17 protein-coding genes and 1 other RNA gene are annotated in these 19837 nt (G+C 32.9%); 8 read left to right on the forward strand and 10 right to left on the reverse strand.

The features are described 5' to 3' along the window. Positions 1 to 747 (forward strand): M28 family peptidase (locus Q0800_RS12580; RefSeq protein WP_299130358.1); only part of this gene is annotated, 747 nt, incomplete at its 5' end. A 603-nt stretch (positions 748 to 1350) separates the two neighbouring features. Here Q0800_RS12580 and Q0800_RS12585 read toward each other — a convergent pair. From Q0800_RS12585 to Q0800_RS12605, 5 genes are all read right to left on the reverse strand, one after another. Further along, positions 1351 to 1899: a 1-acyl-sn-glycerol-3-phosphate acyltransferase gene (locus Q0800_RS12585; protein WP_299130360.1), complete on the reverse strand. Its 549-nt coding sequence runs from the start codon at positions 1897 to 1899 to the stop codon at positions 1351 to 1353. Position 1900: 1 nt separating this feature from the next. Then, positions 1901 to 2983 carry an iron-containing alcohol dehydrogenase family protein gene (locus tag Q0800_RS12590; RefSeq protein ID WP_299130362.1) on the reverse strand — a complete coding sequence of 361 codons (1083 nt, stop codon included), beginning with the start codon at positions 2981 to 2983 and terminating at the stop codon, positions 1901 to 1903. Between the two features lie 210 nt (positions 2984 to 3193). Next, on the reverse strand, positions 3194 to 3904 hold the full coding sequence (locus Q0800_RS12595; protein WP_299130364.1) for an HAD family hydrolase: 711 nt from the start codon (positions 3902 to 3904) through the stop codon (positions 3194 to 3196). Further along, positions 3895 to 4608 carry a 3-deoxy-manno-octulosonate cytidylyltransferase gene (kdsB, locus tag Q0800_RS12600; protein ID WP_299130397.1) on the reverse strand — a complete coding sequence of 238 codons (714 nt, stop codon included), beginning with the start codon at positions 4606 to 4608 and terminating at the stop codon, positions 3895 to 3897. Before kdsB ends, Q0800_RS12595 begins: the two co-directional genes overlap by 10 nt. Before the next feature lie 54 nt (positions 4609 to 4662). Beyond that, positions 4663 to 6105 (reverse strand): ATP-binding domain-containing protein, encoded by a 1443-nt coding sequence (locus Q0800_RS12605; RefSeq protein ID WP_299130365.1) that lies wholly within the window; start codon positions 6103 to 6105, stop codon positions 4663 to 4665. 154 nt (positions 6106 to 6259) lie between these two features. Between Q0800_RS12605 and Q0800_RS12610 the strand changes: the two genes are divergently transcribed. Genes Q0800_RS12610 through Q0800_RS12620 form a run of 3 tightly spaced genes read left to right on the forward strand, consistent with a single transcriptional unit; the run spans position 6260 to position 8337 of the window. Next, positions 6260 to 6985: a hypothetical protein gene (locus Q0800_RS12610; RefSeq protein ID WP_299130367.1), complete on the forward strand. Its 726-nt coding sequence runs from the start codon at positions 6260 to 6262 to the stop codon at positions 6983 to 6985. 3 nt (positions 6986 to 6988) lie between these two features. Continuing rightward, positions 6989 to 7804, forward strand: coding sequence for a DUF3822 family protein (locus Q0800_RS12615; protein WP_299130369.1), 816 nt, complete (start codon positions 6989 to 6991; stop codon positions 7802 to 7804). Then, a complete protein-coding gene (locus Q0800_RS12620) occupies positions 7804 to 8337 on the forward strand; it encodes an RsmD family RNA methyltransferase (protein WP_299130371.1) in 534 nt (177 codons plus the stop codon). Before Q0800_RS12615 ends, Q0800_RS12620 begins: the two co-directional genes overlap by 1 nt. A gap of 33 nt (positions 8338 to 8370) precedes the next feature. On the opposite strand, the gene rnpB is transcribed toward Q0800_RS12620, so the two are convergent. Then, positions 8371 to 8760, reverse strand: an RNA gene (rnpB, locus tag Q0800_RS12625) — RNase P RNA component class A. A gap of 101 nt (positions 8761 to 8861) precedes the next feature. On the opposite strand from rnpB, the gene Q0800_RS12630 reads away from it, so the two are divergent. Genes Q0800_RS12630 through Q0800_RS12640 form a run of 3 tightly spaced genes read left to right on the forward strand, consistent with a single transcriptional unit; the run spans position 8862 to position 11759 of the window. Then, on the forward strand, positions 8862 to 10586 hold the full coding sequence (locus Q0800_RS12630; RefSeq protein ID WP_299130373.1) for a DNA polymerase III subunit gamma/tau: 1725 nt from the start codon (positions 8862 to 8864) through the stop codon (positions 10584 to 10586). Between the two features lie 4 nt (positions 10587 to 10590). Then, positions 10591 to 11172 (forward strand): hypothetical protein, encoded by a 582-nt coding sequence (locus Q0800_RS12635; RefSeq protein WP_299130376.1) that lies wholly within the window; start codon positions 10591 to 10593, stop codon positions 11170 to 11172. A 5-nt stretch (positions 11173 to 11177) separates the two neighbouring features. Continuing rightward, positions 11178 to 11759, forward strand: a complete 582-nt coding sequence (locus Q0800_RS12640; RefSeq protein ID WP_299130379.1) for a tRNA-(ms[2]io[6]A)-hydroxylase — start codon at positions 11178 to 11180, stop codon at positions 11757 to 11759. Positions 11760 to 11816: 57 nt separating this feature from the next. Here the strand turns inward: Q0800_RS12640 and Q0800_RS12645 are convergent, their stop codons facing one another. The 4 genes from Q0800_RS12645 to Q0800_RS12660 form a co-directional block, all read right to left on the reverse strand. Then, positions 11817 to 12347, reverse strand: a complete 531-nt coding sequence (locus Q0800_RS12645; protein ID WP_299130382.1) for a porin family protein — start codon at positions 12345 to 12347, stop codon at positions 11817 to 11819. A gap of 73 nt (positions 12348 to 12420) precedes the next feature. Beyond that, positions 12421 to 13329 (reverse strand): exopolyphosphatase, encoded by a 909-nt coding sequence (locus Q0800_RS12650; RefSeq protein ID WP_299130386.1) that lies wholly within the window; start codon positions 13327 to 13329, stop codon positions 12421 to 12423. A gap of 1 nt (position 13330) precedes the next feature. Then, complete coding sequence (gene ppk1, locus Q0800_RS12655; RefSeq protein ID WP_299130389.1) at positions 13331 to 15385, reverse strand: polyphosphate kinase 1; 2055 nt, start codon at positions 15383 to 15385, stop codon at positions 13331 to 13333. Beyond that, positions 15378 to 15872, reverse strand: coding sequence for a histidine phosphatase family protein (locus Q0800_RS12660; protein ID WP_299130392.1), 495 nt, complete (start codon positions 15870 to 15872; stop codon positions 15378 to 15380). Before Q0800_RS12660 ends, ppk1 begins: the two co-directional genes overlap by 8 nt. A gap of 397 nt (positions 15873 to 16269) precedes the next feature. On the opposite strand from Q0800_RS12660, the gene Q0800_RS12665 reads away from it, so the two are divergent. Continuing rightward, positions 16270 to 19837, forward strand: a 3568-nt coding sequence (locus tag Q0800_RS12665) for an Ig-like domain-containing protein (protein WP_299130395.1), incomplete at its 3' end; no start/stop codon positions are given.

Below are 19837 nucleotides of genomic sequence, written 5' to 3' on the forward strand. Positions count from 1 at the left end.
TCATATTTAAGTAATAACCGAAGAGGAATTAAACTTAATGATTCTGAAAATGTTGTTGCCTTTATTAAAGGTTCCGAAAAACCAGATGAAATTGTTGTAATTTCTGCACACTTAGATCATGAAGGTGTTAACAATGGTGAAGTATACAATGGTGCAGATGATGACGGCTCTGGTACTATTGCACTTTTAGAAATTGCTGAAGCTTTTAAAATCGCACAAAAATCAGGTAGTGGGCCAAAAAGATCTCTTCTGTTTTTGCATGTTACAGGCGAAGAAAAAGGACTTTTGGGATCTCAATATTACACGGATGTTGATCCTATATTTCCATTAAAAAATACAGTTGCAGACCTTAATATAGATATGATTGGACGCACTGATCCAAAGCGAAAAGAAGGAAACAGAAACTATGTTTATCTTATTGGTAGCGATAAGTTAAGTACTGATCTACATAATTTATCCGAAGAGGTCAATGCAAAATATTGTAATATAGAATTAGATTATACCTACAATGATGAAAATGATCCCAATAGATATTATTATAGATCTGATCATTATAATTTTGCGAAGCATAATATTCCTGTTATATTCTATTTTAATGGCACCCATGACGATTATCACAGACCTACAGATACTGCTGATAAAATTGAATACGACTTACTCGAAAATAGAACACGATTAGTTTTTTATACGGCTTGGGAAGTTGCAAATAGAGACTCTCGGATTGTCGTTGATAAAGCCACGGAATAAAATTAAAAAATAAAAATCCTCTTCTTTAAATTCGATCTAATACTTCTATTAGTTCAGTTAATAAAAAAAAAGGCTTCCAATATTGGAAGCCTTTTCTCTTTCATAGCAATTCATAAACTCGTATTCTAAATCTATAAGATTTAAAAGTACTTGTATATCAATTTCTAATATTTACGTAATTTTTATAATTAAGGTTTTAAAAAAAAAATAACTATTAATTTCTAAACCATTAGTACTATTTTAACGCATAAGTTATTTATAAGTCACCGAATTATTGTGTTATAAAATTAGAACGGTTAGGTTGTTTTGGAATATGATTTATACGTTAAAACGAAATAAGTTTTAAAATATAGTGTTTAGAACAAAACATAAATTTAAATATGTCTTGCATATCTATTAAAAAAAGCTATTTAGTGAGTACTAAAATAGCTTTTATAAACAATGTTTCTTTTTAGGGACTTAAGAGTTTACTTTATGTTTCATTGCATTGTAATAGAAACAAATGTCGTGCCAAAATTATGAGCTATAATCATTTAATTTGCAATAAATTTCATCTCATATATTCCATAAAGACTTTAAATTAAAAATATAGGTTTAGTAACACTAACTAAAGGCTTTCACCTTTCCTTCCACACCGTTATAAAAATCGGACATAAATTTAAAATCAGCATCCATATTATCCGTAGGGTAAAACGGCTCAGATATTAAATTTTGTTTGTTCTTAAAATCTAAAGTGAACATAATTATTGGAACCTTAGCTTGTTTTGCGATAAAATAAAATCCTGTTTTCCATTTATCTACTTTTCTCCTAGTACCTTCTGGTGCGAGTGTGAGTCTAAATTCATTTTCGTTATCAAACAATTTAGATATAACTTCAACTTTATTTTGCCCTGCGGTTCTATCTACAGGCCTACCTCCTACTGCTCTAAAATAGTAACCAAACGGCCATTTAAAAAGTTCTTTTTTACCTATAAAATTGGTTTTAACACCAGTAATCTTTCTTAAAAACAAGCCTATAAAGAAATCGTGCCAACTGGTATGAGGAGCAGCAATGATAACAGCTTTTTTAATATGATCTTTTGAAAAATTAGTGTTACCAACAATTTTCCAACCTAAAATTTTTAAATAAATAAATTTTGCTAACCAACGCATACTACATTTTTTTGTAAAGCGTCATTAATTTTTCTCTTGTAATTATTGATTTCCAATCTTTACCCAATGCATTCTCCCAAAGTGGTTCTAGGCTTAAAGCAACATTTATCATAGTATTTAATTGATCCTCGCGTAAATTGCTACAAATACCTTGAGGTAGTTTTATACCATGCTTTTCTTTCATTTTTTTAAAAAGCGCTACACCCTCTGGATAATAATCCGATAAATGATTAAACACAATACAATTGCCTATACCATGTTTTACGCCTAATAAATAACTTAACCCATAACTCATAGCATGCGCAACACCTACCTGAGAATATGCTATACTCATACCTCCATGCCAAGAAGCCATCATTAGCTTATCTTGAGCTTCTTGCTCGGTATAGTTATCTGTGAGAAAAATATTTTTACAGAGTTGAAATGCTTTTTCCCCATAGCTCTCGCTAAACGCATTTAAATACGTCCCATTTAAGGATTCTACACAATGTACAAAACAGTCCATACCAGTATAAAACCACTGATTTTTAGACACTCCTTGGGTAAGTTCTGGATCTAAAATAACCTGATCGAATGGTGTATAATCACTATTAATACCTAGTTTACGCTCTGGACCTGTTAAAATTGTGGTACGAGACACCTCTGCTCCTGTACCAGATATTGTAGGTATTCCTACATGATACACCGCTGGGTGCTTAATTAAATCCCAACCTTGATAATCTTTAGATTCTCCTTTGTTAGTCAACATTAAAGAGACTGCCTTTGCTACATCCATTACAATACCTCCACCAATACCTATTATCCCAGAAGGCAATGCTCTATAGCTTACAATAATATCCTCTACATAGCGATCTATTTGGGAAGTTTTAGGTTCTTCTGTTGTAGGTACATAAATAATTTTATCCTTGTAGGAAAGCTTAATCCTAGATATTAATTCATAATTACCTTTAAATACATCATCTACATAAAATATAAATGGTGCATTAATCCCTTGGCGCTTTGGAGCGATAATTTCATCGAGTTGATTAAAGCTACCACGCCCAAAAACAACCCGAGACACCATTGGATAATTTCTATATATCATTTACTATACGTTCTTTAACAAAAATAAAAACAAAGTTGGTATAAACTAAGCATTTAAATAAAATTGAAAGTTTTAAACTTATAATTTATTATCATTTTAGGTTAACAAGTCATTATCATTTGAATAACATAAAACACAAGGTTGATTATGGTATAAATTTAAACATGCAACACAAGCATTATATTTTTATTTACTATAAACATCAATTTATTATTTTAATTTAAGAAACTCTAAAACTTGAATTAATCGCGCTTTAGTTTGAAAATTTTGGTTTTTAGTTAGGTCTTCTGATACTTTTTCGTGCTGCCAAGTGGTATGAAAAGGTACATGTATGGCCTTAGCACCAATACTTACGAGTGGTAATATATCTGATTTTAAGGAATTACCTATCATTAAAAATTCTGATGGATTTATATCTAAATGCGCTAAAAGTCTCTTATAATTTTTGTCATGTTTTTCACTCAGTACTTCGATATGATGAAAGTAATGCAATAAACCAGATTTTTCTAGTTTACGCTCCTGGTCTAATAAATCCCCTTTAGTAGCAACAATTAATTTGTAGTTTTTTGATAATGATTTTAATACATTCTCAACATCATCTAGTAGCTCTATAGGTTTGTTAATCATATCTTTACCAATCTCTAATATCTTACCAATAACATGGCTAGATACCTTGCCGTTAGATAACTCTAAGGCCAACTCTATCATTGATAATACAAAACCTTTTACACCATAACCATAGGTTGGAAGGTTTTTTATTTCCATTCTAAACAATTCTTGATCAATTTTATTTGGGGTTTCATAATGAGATAGCAACTGCCCAACCTTCTCTTCTGCTTCTCTAAAATAGGTTTCATTAACCCAAAGGGTATCATCAGCATCAAAACCAATAACTTTTATTGTACTATAATCTATTTCCACAAACGTTTTGCTCTTTCTAAATCTTCTGGCGTATCTATCTCTACTCCCTGTACTTGGGTTTCTACCATTTTTATACGTTTTCCGTATTCTAAATAACGAATACATTCAATCTTTTCTGATGCTTCTATAAATTGCATAGGTAATACTGTAAAATCTAGCAAAGCTTCTTTTCTAAAAGCATAAATGCCTTTGTGTTTAAAATAGCGTGCACCAGCGTTTTTATCTCTTGGATATGGTATTGGACTTCTCGAAAAATACAACGCAAAATTATTTTGATCTACAATGACTTTTACTGTATTTGGATTGTTAATTTCATCCCAATCTTTTATCTCAACCATTAAAGATGCTAAATCAATTTCCTTATTTTTATCATCTTTAAACACCTCTAAAACCTTATGTAAACTTTGACGCTCAGTAAAGGGTTCATCTCCTTGTACGTTTACAACAATATCGCAATCTACCTGTGCTACAGCTTCAGCTATTCTATCGCTACCAGATTCGTGCTCATTTTTACTCATAATAGCCTTTCCACCATGGTTTACAATTTCGTTGTAAATAATGTCACTATCCGTAACAACATAAACATCACTAAATAAATGTGTTGCCACTGTAGCCTCGTACGTGCGAAGAATAACTGATTTACCAGCTAAATCTTGCATTAATTTGCCTGGAAAACGCGACGCATCATAACGTGCAGGAATCATGGAAATGATTTTCATATATCAGTATTGTCAATATTCAAAAATAAAGTTTATCTCTTAATTAATAGGTGTTTCTGTAAACATATCGTCCTTAAATCCTATGAGATAAAGTTTTTCTTTTGCTCTAGTCACCGCTGTATATAACCAACGTATATAATCTTTATCCATACCGTTTGGCAAATAGGGCTGCTCTACAAAAATAGTATTCCATTGACCTCCTTGGGACTTATGACAGGTAATAGCATAAGAAAACTTAACCTGTAAGGCGTTAAAATACTTATTGTTTTTAACACCTAAGAACCGTTTATAATTAGAAGATTCATTAGCGTAATCTTTTGCAACTTCTTGGTATAGTTTGTTGGACTCTTCGTAGCTTAAAGATGCGCTCTCTGCATCTATAGTGTCTAACAATAGTACTGTTTCAAAAGGTTTCATCCTTGGGTAATCTACCATTTTCACTTTAACTTCGGCAAATTTAAAACCGTATAATTCTTTGATACTAAAAATTTCGAGAACCTCTATAATGTCGCCATTTGCAATAAAACCTGCTTCTGTTGTAGGTTTAATCCAAAAATAATTATTCTTTACGACCATAAGGTAATCACCCGAAGACAGTTCACTTTCATTAAACAATATACGTTGCCTTATTTGTTGATTGTAGAGAATAGCACGTTTGTTACTTCTTACTATAATGGCGGTTTCTTCGTAACCATCTCTGCTGTAAGCATCATTTATGGCGTCCATAATATCATGGCCATCAATTAACCTTACAATATCCTTAAAGGTATCTACTCTAAACTTAAAACTTTCAAAAAAGTTTTGCTCTAAAACAGATCTTAATTCAGTGGCATTTTCTAAAATACCAGAATCCTGTTCTTGTCGTACAACTTCATCTAACTCTAAACCTTGCACGTCTTTATTGTAATTGAGACTTAGCTTACCTCCGTCTAAGGCAGGACTTAAATCGGATTTAACAGGCGGCAACTGTGCCACATCACCAATGAGTAATAGTTTACAATGATGACCAGAATATACATATTGAATTAAATCATCTAAAAGCGATCCATTTTCAAACGATTTTGAGTCTGATGGTATATCGGGTATCATTGAAGCTTCATCAACAATAAAAATAGTATTTCTATGCTTGTTCGGTTGCATCACAAACTTAACACCACCACCTTTTTCTTTTTTAGGATAGTATATTTTTTTATGAATGGTAAAGGCCTCTTTTTTGGAGTAGTTAGATATAACTTTTGCTGCTCTACCTGTTGGAGCTAAAAGGATAGCGCTCTTTTTTACATGCCATAAATTTGAAACAACAGTCCCAATAATACTCGTTTTACCTGTACCTGCATACCCTTTAAGTAGGTATAATGAATTTGACGATGTATCAAAAATAAATTGAGATAACTGCATCAAAACCATATCTTGCTTAGAGGTTGGGCTAAATGGGAATTTAGACTTTAACAAGGTGTAGAATGCAGAAGCATTTGAGATCATAATTTAAAATTATAAAGCAAGATAGTATTATTCTATAGTTTATCTATGCAATATAAAATTGAGATACTAATTTTGGTGATTTTTGTTTCTTATAATTTTTACGAATAAAAAAAAATTGTAGATTTGCGATAGACCTAATTAATATATACTAAACATGAAAATAATTATTGCAATTGTCGCTATTATTTTATTAACCATTTTAATAGTATGGCTTATTGATAAGTTTGTTCCAAAGAAACTTAAACCTTTCATTAATATTGCGCTTTGGGCACTAATTATCTTTTTAGGGTACCTTACGTTTAATTCAGTTTATGACGAAATAAAGTTTAACCAACTAAAAGTTGAGCGTTACAAGAAGGTAATTGATCGTCTTGTAGATATTAGAGATTCGCAATTGGCTTATAAAGAAGTTAAAGGCGAATATGCAGGTAATTTTGATTCGCTTGTCAACTTTATAGAAAATGGACAAGTTCCTATTACGCAACGAAGAGACACTTTAGTTTTAGATGAAGAAAGAACAAGAGCTTTTGGCGGAGTAGAAACAATGAAGACTATAACCTTAATAGATACGTTAAGTTACTATACTGTTAAGGATTCTATTTTTAAAGGCAATTCACGTTACAAAAACCTAGCTGATGTTGGCGCAGGTAAAGCGGGTGCCAAATTTAAATTAGAGGCAGGCAAATTAGATGAAATCCCAGTTTTTCAAGCAAGTGTAGACAAAGCAGTATTGCTTTATGACCAAGAGCCTTACCTTGTGGAAAAAGAGAAACAAGCAGTCTCAATTGCTGGTGTAAAAGGATCTTCTGTAAAAATTGGATCTATGGAAGAAGTTAACACGAGTGGAAATTGGGGTAAAGATCTTTCAACTAAGGAATAAGTTTTGAAAAATATTAATATTAAAGAATTGTCCATTCAAGTAAATTTGAATGGACTTTCTTTTTGCATCTTAAATCGCAGTACTAATACTGTTGAATTACTTAAATCTCTTCCTTTTACAGAAAAACTAACTCCTTTTAATCTACTCGATAGGTTAAAGGCAGCATTAAGTGCTGAAAGTAGATTTTCTCAAGCTTTTAACTCGGTTACTATTATTCATCAAAACGAATTAGCAGCCTTAGTACCTAAAGAACTTTATGACGAAAACAACAAAGCAGACTATCTTAAGTTTAATGCTAAAATTCTGAAAACAGATTTTATAGCGCACGATGAAATTGCCGTAAACAATACCATTAACGTCTACATACCCTATGTTAATATTAATAATTATATCTACGACACTTTTGGCGGATTTATATATAAACATGCGTCTACTTTATTAATAGACACCCTACTCCAAAGACAGAAAGACGCAGAAGGCTATTTAGTACATATAAATGTTAATACAGCCTCTTTAGAGATTGTTGTAAGCAATAACAACGAACTTCAGCTTTTTAATGTGTTTGACTATTATAGTAAAGAAGACTTTATATACTATGTTCTTTTTGTATTTGAGCAGCTAAATTTAGATCCAGAAGTTACGCCTATAGTTTTAAGTGGCGCTATAACAAAGCATGATGAGTTGTATAATATATTATACACCTACATAAGAGATATTGCTATTATTAACAAAGATTACAAATACAAATTCTTAGATACAGTTTACAACGAGCAACCACATGAGCTGCCTTTTTACCACTTACTACTAAATTCATTTTAATGCGTATTATATCTGGTTCTTACAAAGGAAGAAAGATTATTGCTCCAAAAAAACTTCCGGTGCGCCCTACAACAGATATGGCCAAAGAAGCCTTGTTTAATATTTTAAATAATCGGTATTATTTTGACGATATATCGGTATTAGATTTGTTTTCGGGCACAGGCAATATTAGTTACGAATTTGCATCTAGAGGTACAGAAAATATTACAGCTATTGATGCTAATTATGGTTGTGTAAAGTTTATAACTGAAACATCTGAAGGTTTTAAAATGCCTATACAAAGCATTAAAAGTGATGTGTTTAAGTTTTTAGAAAACAGCAAAGTAAATTACGATATTATCTTTGCCGACCCTCCTTATAATTTTGAATTAGACCTATTTACCAAAATTCCTCATTTGGTATTTAGTAATACGTTATTAAAACAGGGCGGCCTTCTTATTATAGAGCACTCTAAACATACGGACTTAAGTCACATAGAGCATTATTCCCATTCTAAAAGTTATGGTGGTAATGTCTTTAGCTTTTTTGAATAAAAAACAAAGCTCTGCGTTACCACAAAGCCTGTTTTGTAAAGCAGATCTATAAGCCGAATTCTGTCTACTGACCTCAAAAAATCTAGTCAATATCCTTATCATTTATCTATGTTTACTGTTACCAGTAAACTTTAGCTGCCTACCCTCCAACAAAGAGCGTGCTACTCTATAATATTGGTATACATGGCATTGCACCTCATAGAGTTTACCTGGTTTCACTACAGCATTATCTGTACATACTTTCTGTTGCACTTTTCCTCACCTTACGATGGGTGGCTGTTAACCACTATGACTGCACTATGGTGTTCGGACTTTCCTCTTGAGTGCTGAACTTGTTTCAGTACATTTTAATGGTACTTAAAGTTCAAAATTAATACGTTACTGAAACAAGTTCAGCACAAAAGCGATAAGGCGATCTACTTGGGCATAAAAGTACGTAAATTGTTAATAACTCCTACTAAATTTTGAACTTCGTAAAGGGCTATTTATAGGTTATTATTAAATTTGTAAATCAGGTATTTTATATGGAACATTTTGTAGTATCAGCACGTAAATACAGACCACAAACATTTAAGGATGTTGTAGGTCAGCAGGCTATTACTAACACTTTACTTAATGCCATTGAAAATAACCACCTCGCTCAAGCCCTATTATTTACAGGCCCACGTGGAGTTGGCAAAACTACCTGCGCTCGTATACTTGCCAAAATGATTAACAGTGATGGCAATACCAGTGAAAACGAAGATTTTGCTTTTAATATTTTTGAGCTAGATGCAGCTTCAAACAATTCGGTTGATGATATTAGAAATCTAACCGACCAAGTAAGGATTCCTCCGCAAGTAGGCAAATATAAAGTGTACATTATTGATGAGGTACATATGCTGTCCCAAGCAGCATTTAATGCGTTTTTAAAAACTTTAGAAGAGCCACCAAAACATTGTATTTTTATACTCGCCACAACAGAAAAGCATAAAATAATACCTACAATTTTATCGCGTTGCCAGATTTTTGATTTTAAACGTATAACCGTTACAGATGCCAAGGAGTATCTTAAGTATATAGCAAAAGAACAAGAGGTTACAGCAGAAGATGATGCTTTACATATCATTGCACAAAAGGCTGATGGCGCCATGCGAGATGCACTTTCAATCTTTGATCGTGTAGTGAGTTTTTCTGGTAAAAATTTAACGCGACAAGCCGTAACGGAAAATCTTAATGTACTAGATTATGAGACATTTTTTAACAGCACTGATCTTATTTTAGAAAATAAAATTCCTGAATTACTTGTTCAGTTTAACACTATACTATCTAAAGGTTTTGATGGTCATCATTACATTGCGGGTTTGGCATCTCATTTTAGAGATTTAATGGTTTGTAAAAACCAATCTACTATTCAATTATTAGAAGTTGGAGAAGAAACAAAGCAAAAATACGTTGAGCAGTGCTTAAAAACATCACATGGCTTTCTAATGAAAGGTATTGAGCTCGCCAATGACTGCGATCTAAAGTATAAGACCAGTAAAAATCAACGCCTTTTAGTTGAATTAACACTAATGCAATTAGCCTCTATCACTTTTGATGGAGAAAAAAAAAACAATAAGCAGTTCATAATTCCGCCTTCTTATTTTAAGGCAAAAGGCATTATTCCAATACCAGTAAAAAAACCAAAGGAGCCAAGCAAATCAAACGCTGCGAAATCTAAAATTGAGGACAGTAAACTTACAGACAAACCAATTGTTGAAGCAAAAGAGCCTGTACAGATCCCAAAAATCTCAATAGATAATGGCAGAAAATCTACCTCGGGCTTATCTCTAAAAAGCATAAGAGAAAAGAAGGAGCACCAAATACGACAATTAGATGTTGTAATTGATGAAGAAAATTTACCTAAAGAACCCGTAGAACAAGAGGATTTAACCAAAGCTTGGAGCGATTATATAGCCTTAATAAGTAAAAAAGGTGAAAAGATTTTGGCCTCCATATTACAAATGGATGATCCTAAATTAGATGGTACAACAATTAACCTTACCTACTCTAACAACACCAACAAAATAGAACTTGAGCGTGCGCAATACCCGCTTTTAGCCTACTTACGTAAAAGGCTTAAAAACTTTGACCTACATTTAAATATTACCGTAAACGAAGAAGTAGCTAAAAAGTATGCATTTACTCCACAAGAAAAATTTGAAAAATTAAAAGAAAAGAATCCGAATATAGAATTGCTTAAAAAGACCTTTGGTTTAGATTTTTAATGATATGAGAAACGAAATAGTAGTTTTGGTTCTATTAATACTTGGATTTACCAGTTGTGAGGGGCGTAAATCAGAAAGAGAAGCATTACTCAAAGACATTCAGTATTTTAAAAAAACAGTGACTATTGAAGTTGATGACTATAAACCCGCAACTTATATAGAACAACAAAAAGACACTATTCTAAGTAATGGTTATCGGGTAAAAATTAAAACCTTTTCTGACATGGATAACAGCGTGCTCTTTACAATAATAAGAGACACCATAAATTATCAAACGTATTACAGAAACTATAAGTTTGAAATCCAAGTTGAAAAAGATGGGCAACCCATTTATAAAAGACTTTTTGATAAAAACACTGTAAACAAAGTATTTGGGCTTCATGAGTCTACTGCGTCTAGTAAAGTCGCTAATGATTTTAATAAACTTGGTGTATTAAAATCTATTGAGCTTAATGATGGTTTACCTAATTCTAACGGTGTTAAAATAGATATATTATATGCAATCCCAGAGACAGACAATTACGTTTTACATACATTACATTTTGACGATATAGGTCGTCTTAAAGTTAAACGCCAAGATATTTAATAAATATGCTAGGATTAAAATTACCAACAGACCCAAGATGGGTAAACATAGTAGAAAAGAATATAGAAGAAATATTAACAGACCATGCCTATTGCGAACAAAAGGCAGCAAGTACAGCAATATCATTAATTGTTGGCTTCCCTGAATATACTGAGCTAGTTAAGGAAATGATAGGTTTGGTTGAGGAAGAAATGAGTCATTTTAAAATGGTTCATGATCTTATCCTTGAGCGAGGTTGGATTTTAGGCCGAGATCGTAAAGATGCTTATGTAATTGCATTGCTAAAGTTTTTCCCTAAAGGCGGAAGTAGAACCACTCAGTTAGTGCATCGTCTATTATATGCTGCTTTAATTGAAGCGCGCAGTTGTGAACGTTTCAGACTGCTTTCTGAGGAGCTGGAAGATAAAAAACTTGCCAAATTCTACCGAAAATTAATGATTAGCGAAGCCACACATTATACCATGTTTTTAAATTTTGCGCGCCAATATGGCGAGCGTAATGAGGTAGATAAAAAGTGGCAGCAACTCCTAGATTACGAAGCTGAAATAATGAAGAATTTAAGCAAATCTGAAAGTATACATGGATAAACAAAAAAGCTTCAACATTATGTTGAAGCTTTTTATTATTATAAGAGGTTAATGCGTTTAAATCTTTATTCCAAAACCAAACTGCATAACGTTGTTTTTTGCTTCTAAATTTATTGCATTTTCTTCCAGTACGTTAGATAAACCAAAAGTATATCTTACATCTACAAATAAATCGCTAGTAATCATATATTCTGCACCCAGCACACCAGAAAAAGCAAACGTAGAAAAACCATCATCACTCTTCCATGTTTTTAGTGCTAATTGAGGACCAGCACCAAACGATAAACGCTCAGAAGTGCTTAATCGTAACATAATAGGTAATTGAATGTAATCTGCCCTTAAGCCTTCATCTTTTCCTCCTTCGGCAGACCACTGAAGTTCCGTTCTTAAGGCGATGTCCTCAGACAAACCTAAATCAACAAAACCTGCAAAAGCAAATCCATTTCGGTGTTGATTATCAAAATCAGCGTCTGGATCAAAATCTAAATTAGATATATTTAATGATCCTCTAACACCATATTTAACATCTTGAGCAAAACTCAGAGTGGTAAGGCCAACTAGGCCACACATAAGTAATAATTTTTTCATAATATTCGATTTGAGGTAATTAGTATTAGTTTATTTTTAAATGCAAATATAGAAAAAAGTATAAAAATCTCTTTTATTTAATTGAAACACTGCTTACTGTTTCATGATATATACTTTTTATAATACCATCGGACAGTCCAATTTTAGGAACATAAATATCTTTTGCACCAGACCATTTCATTGCAGATAAGTAAATACGTGTGGCAGGAATAATAACATCAGCTCTATCTTGATTAAGGTTTAGCTCAGTAATACGCTCTTCGTAAGAATAACTTTGCAGATTTTTGTAATAATTACTTAAATAAAAGTAAGTTAATGGCTTACCCATCCGCTTGCCCGATAGCTTAAAAATCTTATTAATGTTTCCTCCAGAACCTATAAGTTCAATTTTATAGTAATCTTTAGTATTAGTTTTTATCCATTTTTCAAGATCTAACCAAGTTTCATTTTTAACAATGTCATTTAAAAGTCTTACGGTACCAATCTTAAACGATTTAGAATTAATCTTATTCCCATTATGGATTATAGAGAACTCCGTACTTCCGCCACCAACATCAACGTACAAATAGGTTTTGTTAGGCTGTATAAAGGTATTTAAATCTGTTTCGGCAATTATTTTAGCCTCTTCTTCTCCGTCAATAATATCAATATTTATACTACAGGCTTTAAAAATAGCATTTACTAATGGTTGACTATTTTTAGCTTCGCGCATAGCGGATGTAGCACAAGCTTTATAGCGCTGTACGCCGTGCGATTTTATTAATAAACTAAATGCCGTCATGGTATCTATCATGCGCTGTTGATTATATTCTGAAATCTCACCATTTAAAAACACATCTGAACCTAATCTAATTGGTACCCTAACTAGTGCATTTTTTTTAAATCTTACTGGTTTATCATCTTGCTCTATAATATTAGAGATTAATAAACGAACCGCATTGGACCCAATATCTATTGCTGCATATTTTTGAATTTTGAACATGTTATCGGTTAAGTTTTTTAAGGTAATAATTGTAAGTATCGTACTGGGCTCTCACTTTAGACTTATTATCTCTGCGATACGCATTATTCTGGGTTTCATTAATTACTCTAGCTTTAACATTATCATTCCAACAAATTTCATATAAATCTCTGAGTTCTTGCTTTAAATCTTCATCATAAATTGGGCAACTCACTTCTACCCTGTTATCAATGTTTCTAGTCATCCAATCTGCAGAAGAGATATACACTTTAGGATTATCGTTATTAGAAAATATATACAATCTCGTATGCTCTAAAAATTTATCTATAATACTTATAACTTCAATATTTTCGCTCATCCCTTTAACGCCTGGCACTAGGCAGCACAAACCTCTAACAATCATCTTTATCTTTACACCTGCTCTACTGGCTTCATAGAGTTTATCTATCATTTTATAACTACTTATACTGTTCATTTTTAAATTAATATAAGCATCTTTACCATTTTTCGCATGTTCAATTTCTTTATCAATTAGCGTAAATAGTTTAGACTTGGTGTAATGCGGAGACGTTATTATATGTTTATAGCGATTGATTTTGTAATTTACCTCAAAGAAATTAAATACTTTATTAACGTCTTTTAAGATTTTAGGATTTGCTGTTAATAAGGTAAAATCTGTATAAATCTTCGCTGTAGATTCGTTAAAATTACCTGTACTTACAAATCCGTATCTCACTAATTTATCGTCTTCTTCGCGTTCTATAACACACATCTTACAATGAACCTTAAGACCAGGAACACCGAAAAGCATGTTCACACCTGCATCTTGCATTTGCTCTGCGTAGTCAATATTTGCAGCTTCATCAAAACGTGCTCTGAGCTCTATAGATACCGTTACTTTTTTTCCATTTTTTGCCGCATTAATAAGTGAACTTGCTACATGCGAAATCTGAGCTAATCTATAAATTGTAATTTTAATTGATTTTACTTTTGGATCTAATGCGGCCTCTCTCAAAAATTTTACCACATAAGAAAATGTGTGGTATGGAGTGTAGATTAAAAAATCTTTATTTTTTATGGTTTTAAATATACTCTGGTCAAAACTTAAGCCTTTTACTGGCAGCTGCTCAATCTTATTGTATAATAAATCTTTGCGACCTAAACTCGGAAAATCCATGTAATCTCTTCTGTTATGATAACGACCGCCTGGTATTATACTATCGTTTTTATCAATATCCATGCGTTTTAACAGAAAATTAAGCGTACTAGAATCTATGTGTTTATCGTGGACAAACCTAACTGGGTTACCACTTAGTCGATCCTTAACACTATCTGATAATTTGTCTATAAAACTCTTACTTAAGTCACTATCAAAATCTAACTCACCATCTCGTGTTATTTTAATCATATGAGCCGTTATGGTATCATACTCGAAAATATTAAATATCTCATTTAAACAATGACGAATGACATCATCCAACATAATAATATAATTGGCATCCCCTTTACTAGGAAGTACAATGAAGCGGTTCATTGTTTTAGAGATTTCTATTAATGCATATTGATTTGCCCCATCTGACTTAGACATCTTTACCATAAGGTAAGCAGCACTATCCTTAAGCTTAGGCAAATCAACATCCTCATTTAGGATCATAACAACAAGTGCTGGACTAATTTCATTATAATAATAGTTTCTTATAAAATGGTATTGACTCTCGTCTATTTCAGTTTCGTTAATTATAAATATGTTTTCATTTTCTAACTCTTGTTCAATCTCATTTAAAATATCTACACTATCACTCTGTTGCTGTATAACAACTTTAGTAATTTCTTCTAAGAGTTCTTTTGCTTTTATACCTCCAAGTTGACTTTTACCACCTTTACCTGCGTCATAAATACGCTTTACTGTAGCATAGCGCACCTTAAAAAACTCATCAAGATTGTTAGAAAATATACCTAAAAAACGCAGTCTTTCAATTAAGGGTACTTCTCTATCTGCTGCTTCTTGTAATACTCTTGCATTAAATTGTAACCAACTTAATTCTCTATTGATATATTTATTTTTGTCTTTAGTCATCTGTCTTTAGTTGCTTAGGTGTAATAATGAATTCTGTAGAACCTTGTTGTAAATTTTTCCATTCCTTAATATCAAAGTTAAGCTTTACTAAACCACTTGTAGGTAAATTAGAAATAAATTTATCACCATATAAATTTGCAATTGAAGTGAAGGCATGATTATGACCAAATATCATAACTGAATCAATTTCTCTTGGCAAACTTTTAATAAATCGAATTACATTTTCTCCACTAAAGTCGTAAAGATCCTCATGTTTATAAATAATATCTTCTGATAAATTAAAGGTTTTTGTAAAAATCTTACAGGTGTTCAACGCTCGTTTGGCAATACTAGAGAAAATTCTTTCTGGTGGCTTACTAATAGCCATAAAATGTTTTGCTACTAAGGTTGCATCTTGTTTACCCCTTAATTTTAAAGGTCTTTCAGCGTCTATAACATCATGTTCCCATGAAGATTTACCATGTCTTACAAGTAGTATTGTTTTCATTTTTATCGATTAAATGCAATATTTTTCGTTAAAATGTTGCATAATTCCGTTTTAACGATTAATTTGCCCCCTTAACCTGGATATTTATATCAGAGTTACGTTTTTTGTTATTTTGTAAAATTAATGTAAATGACCCCAAATTAAAAATATGTATTAATCCAGTACATAGTTCATTTATGTTAGCACTTCCCTCTTGCAATTAACAAAATAAATTGTTGTTCAAATTTTGAATGGTTAATTATATTCATTTTAATATAACACCATACTCTATTTTATACAATTAGAGCAGTATAAGTTATTTACATACAATATGAAAAAAGATTACAATTGTATTTCAATCTTAAAAATGAGTAAGGTCTTTATAATGATCTTATTTATAATTTTTACCAATGTTTTGATGGCTAAACAAACGCTATCAAATCAGGCTGTTAATTCACTCCACTGGACTAACAATCAAGTTTTAAATATAAGTAACTATAGCACTATCACGTCCTTAACTGACGTTGTTAACTTTACTAAAGACGAGGTCGTAGATATAAATGAATCAACGGATATTCTAGCCAGTTCAAATTATGAAACACCTCCTACTATATCAGTTCCAAGTAACATAACTATTGAAGGGTGTTCTACATTTGATATAACAAGTAGTAGTGCCGTTTTTCATTATAGAAACAGAAGATCAGGTAATGTTCGATCTACTTTTGCATCAAACCCTAATTATAACGTTTCTGACAATGGAAGTGTAAGTACAGTAAATTATATTGATGCTGTTACATCATCTGGAAGCTGCTCTTTTACTGTAACACGAACTTTTACAGCCACTGATAATGAAGGTAACACTGCTACAGCTACACAAACAATAACTGTAGAAGATACAACACCTCCAAATCTTAGTGCACCAAATGATATAACGGTTGAGTGCCCTTTTAACTATGTTTCTTCTGCTTCAGCTAGTGCATCAGGCGGAGGTTTTGGGACTAGCAGTGTTAGTGTTGGATCGCCCCCTTCTGGAATCGCGACAGCCAACGATGGATGTGGCACTATAAATTTACAATATAACGATGTTTATACTGCCTCAAACTGTGGTAACACAAGAGTCATCAATAGAACCTTTATAGCTACTGATGGATGTGGCAATACCGTTTCAGCTACCCAATTAATTACTGTAGTAGACACCACACCTCCTACCATCTCAGTTCCTTCTAATATCACTATTAACTGTGGTGATGATGAATCGCCTGCCAATACTGGTAGTGCTACTGGTACGGATACTTGTGGTGGTGTTACAATTTCTCATAGTGATGTAGAAAATCCTAATTGTGGTGATACCAAAACTATTTTAAGAACTTGGACAGCTACTGATGCTTGCGGTAATACTGCCACTGCAGATCAAACAATTACCGTTGAGGACACAACGCCGCCAAGCTTAAATACAAACGCTCAGGATATAACGGTTCAATGTAGTGCAAATAACCAAACAGCATTAGATAATTGGTTATTAAGTAATGCTGGTGCTTCTGCAACTGATACTTGTGGAAACTTGACTTGGTCTAACAATTATAGTAGTCTTTCAGATGACTGTGGAAATACTGGCTCTACAACAGTAACCTTTACTGCGACAGATGGCTGTGGTAACTCTGTCTCAACAACCGCTACATTTACTATAGAAGATACTACAGATCCTTATTTTAACGAAAGCCTACCTGGTACAATTACTGTATCACATGACTCAATTCCTCCGCCAGCTATATTAACAGCTTCTGATAATTGCGATTCTGATGTTAATGTAACATTCTCAGAAACAATAATAGGTAATGTTTGTAATGCTTCGTATAGCATACAAAGAAATTGGCTAGCAGCAGACGATTGTGGAAACGACATAGATCACACGCAGACTATAAATGTTAATAATACTGTTCTTACAATTAATGTAATTTCAGAAACAGATGTATATTGCTTTGGTGAATCAACAGGAGCAATAGACATAGACGTTACTGGTGGTACACCACCATATTCATATACGTGGAGTAATTCTGCTACAAGCCAAGATCTAACAAATATTAGTGCTGGTTCATATTCAGTAACTATAGAAGATAGTACTGGCTGTACAACATCTAGAAGTTTTAATATTACTCAACCTTCTAATACTTTAAGTCTATCTGTTAATACTGTTAATGCAACGGTTACAGCAGGATGTACTAATGGATCAGCAACAGCTTTGGCTTCTGGTGGTACTGCACCTTATTCTTACCAATGGAGTCTCTCCACAGGAAACCAAACTGGTGCTACTGCAAATAATCTTATTATAGGCAGTCATACAGTTGTTGTGACTGATGCTAATAATTGTACAACTTCTCAATCTATTAATATTACATGTACTGACGACTGTGACACCGCTGTTACTACAGGCCCTGTAACTAATGTACTGTGTTTTGGTGATGCCACTGGTGAAGCTTCGGTTTCTGCTAGTTCTGCAGTCAATCCAACGGCTACTTATACGTTTACTTGGTCTAATGGACAAGTCGATGCTGGTGTGACGTCTAGTGCTATCAGTAATGTTATTGCTGGTAATTATTCGGTGAGTGTTACTATGGACGGATCTTCTTGTGATCCTATTGTACAAAACGTTATTATTTCCCAGCCTAGTGAAAGTCTATCAGCTTCAATTACTTCACAAACAGGTATAATCTGTGGCATCTTAGGTCAATTTACAGTAGAAGGTATTGGTGGAACACCTCCTTATTTTTACTCAATTGATGCTGGTATAAACCAAAGTCCAAATGGAACTTTCACAAATCTTTCTGAAGGTGATTATATTGTAGATATTTTTGATGATAATGGCTGTAACTTTAAGATTCCGATTGAATTACTTTCTAATTGTACGGACGCCATTGCTGACATCAACAACACATTTGTAGATCAACCAGTCTCTGGTAATGTATTAACGAATGATGAAGACTTTGAAGGGGATAACCAAACCGTAACTGCTAATAATAATCCTGCTAATGGATCTGTAGTAATAAATCCTGACGGATCTTATACCTACACCCCTAACTCAGGTTTTATTGGTGAAGATACTTTTACATATACAATATGTGATGATGGTAATCCACAAGCTTGTGATACTGCAACAGTTTATATTGAAGTATTACCTGAAAGTGGTCCTGAAAATGAAGCGCCTATTGCTAATGCAGATAGCTCAACAACTCCAGAAGGAACTCCGATTAATATCGTCGTATTGGCTAATGATTTTGATCCAGATGGTGATCCTATTACTATTACTGGAACTACAAATCCTAGCAATGGAATTGTAACTATAAATCCTGATGGAACTATAACCTATACACCTAATCCAGGATTCACTGGCGAAGATACTTTTACATATACCATATGTGATGATGGTACACCACAACTTTGTGATACAGCTACTGTAACAGTAACTGTTCAAGATTCAAATACACCTAACACAACCAATGCAAACGATGATGCTTATAATACAACACCTGGTGCTGATGTTACTGGTAATGTATTATTAAATGATAATGATATCGAAGGAGATATGCAGACGGTAACAACAACTACGGTTACAACCTTAGAAGGTGTTACTGTAAATATAGATCCAAATACTGGTGAGTTTACATATACCCCAAATGCTGGATATACAGGAACAGACTCCTTTGTTTACACTATATGTGATGATGGAAGTCCTCAAGCTTGTGATGAAGCTACTGTATATATTACCATAGAAGGTGTTGCTGGTCTTAGTGTAGTAAAAGCAGCGTCTACTACAGCTGTTGATTGTGTTGGTGAAGGGGATAATGTGACATACACATTCACAGTAACTAATACAGGTGATCTATCTATTAATACCATTACTATCACTGATGATTTACTAGGTGGTGATATTACAACGACACTAACACTTGTTGGTGACACTAATAACAATGGGCTATTAGACCCTACAG

The organism is uncultured Winogradskyella sp. (genome assembly GCF_937958655.1).
Taxonomy (GTDB): Bacteria; Bacteroidota; Bacteroidia; order Flavobacteriales; family Flavobacteriaceae; genus Winogradskyella.

Excerpts from the sequence above, each read along its gene's own strand:
- Q0800_RS12590 (WP_299130362.1), bottom strand. The coding sequence starts at position 2,983 with ATGATATATAGAAATTATCCAATGGTGTCTCGGGTTGTTTTTGGGCGT.
- Q0800_RS12585 (WP_299130360.1), bottom strand. The coding sequence starts at position 1,899 with ATGCGTTGGTTAGCAAAATTTATTTATTTAAAAATTTTAGGTTGGAAA.
- Q0800_RS12650 (WP_299130386.1), bottom strand. The coding sequence starts at position 13,329 with ATGTTCAAAATTCAAAAATATGCAGCAATAGATATTGGGTCCAATGCG.
- Q0800_RS12630 (WP_299130373.1), top strand. The coding sequence starts at position 8,862 with ATGGAACATTTTGTAGTATCAGCACGTAAATACAGACCACAAACATTT.
- Q0800_RS12635 (WP_299130376.1), top strand. The coding sequence starts at position 10,591 with ATGAGAAACGAAATAGTAGTTTTGGTTCTATTAATACTTGGATTTACC.
- Q0800_RS12620 (WP_299130371.1), top strand. The coding sequence starts at position 7,804 with ATGCGTATTATATCTGGTTCTTACAAAGGAAGAAAGATTATTGCTCCA.
- Q0800_RS12640 (WP_299130379.1), top strand. The coding sequence starts at position 11,178 with ATGCTAGGATTAAAATTACCAACAGACCCAAGATGGGTAAACATAGTA.
- kdsB (WP_299130397.1), bottom strand. The coding sequence starts at position 4,608 with ATGATTCCTGCACGTTATGATGCGTCGCGTTTTCCAGGCAAATTAATG.
- Q0800_RS12610 (WP_299130367.1), top strand. The coding sequence starts at position 6,260 with ATGAAAATAATTATTGCAATTGTCGCTATTATTTTATTAACCATTTTA.
- Q0800_RS12645 (WP_299130382.1), bottom strand. The coding sequence starts at position 12,347 with ATGAAAAAATTATTACTTATGTGTGGCCTAGTTGGCCTTACCACTCTG.
- ppk1 (WP_299130389.1), bottom strand. The coding sequence starts at position 15,385 with ATGACTAAAGACAAAAATAAATATATCAATAGAGAATTAAGTTGGTTA.
- Q0800_RS12660 (WP_299130392.1), bottom strand. The coding sequence starts at position 15,872 with ATGAAAACAATACTACTTGTAAGACATGGTAAATCTTCATGGGAACAT.
- Q0800_RS12605 (WP_299130365.1), bottom strand. The coding sequence starts at position 6,105 with ATGATCTCAAATGCTTCTGCATTCTACACCTTGTTAAAGTCTAAATTC.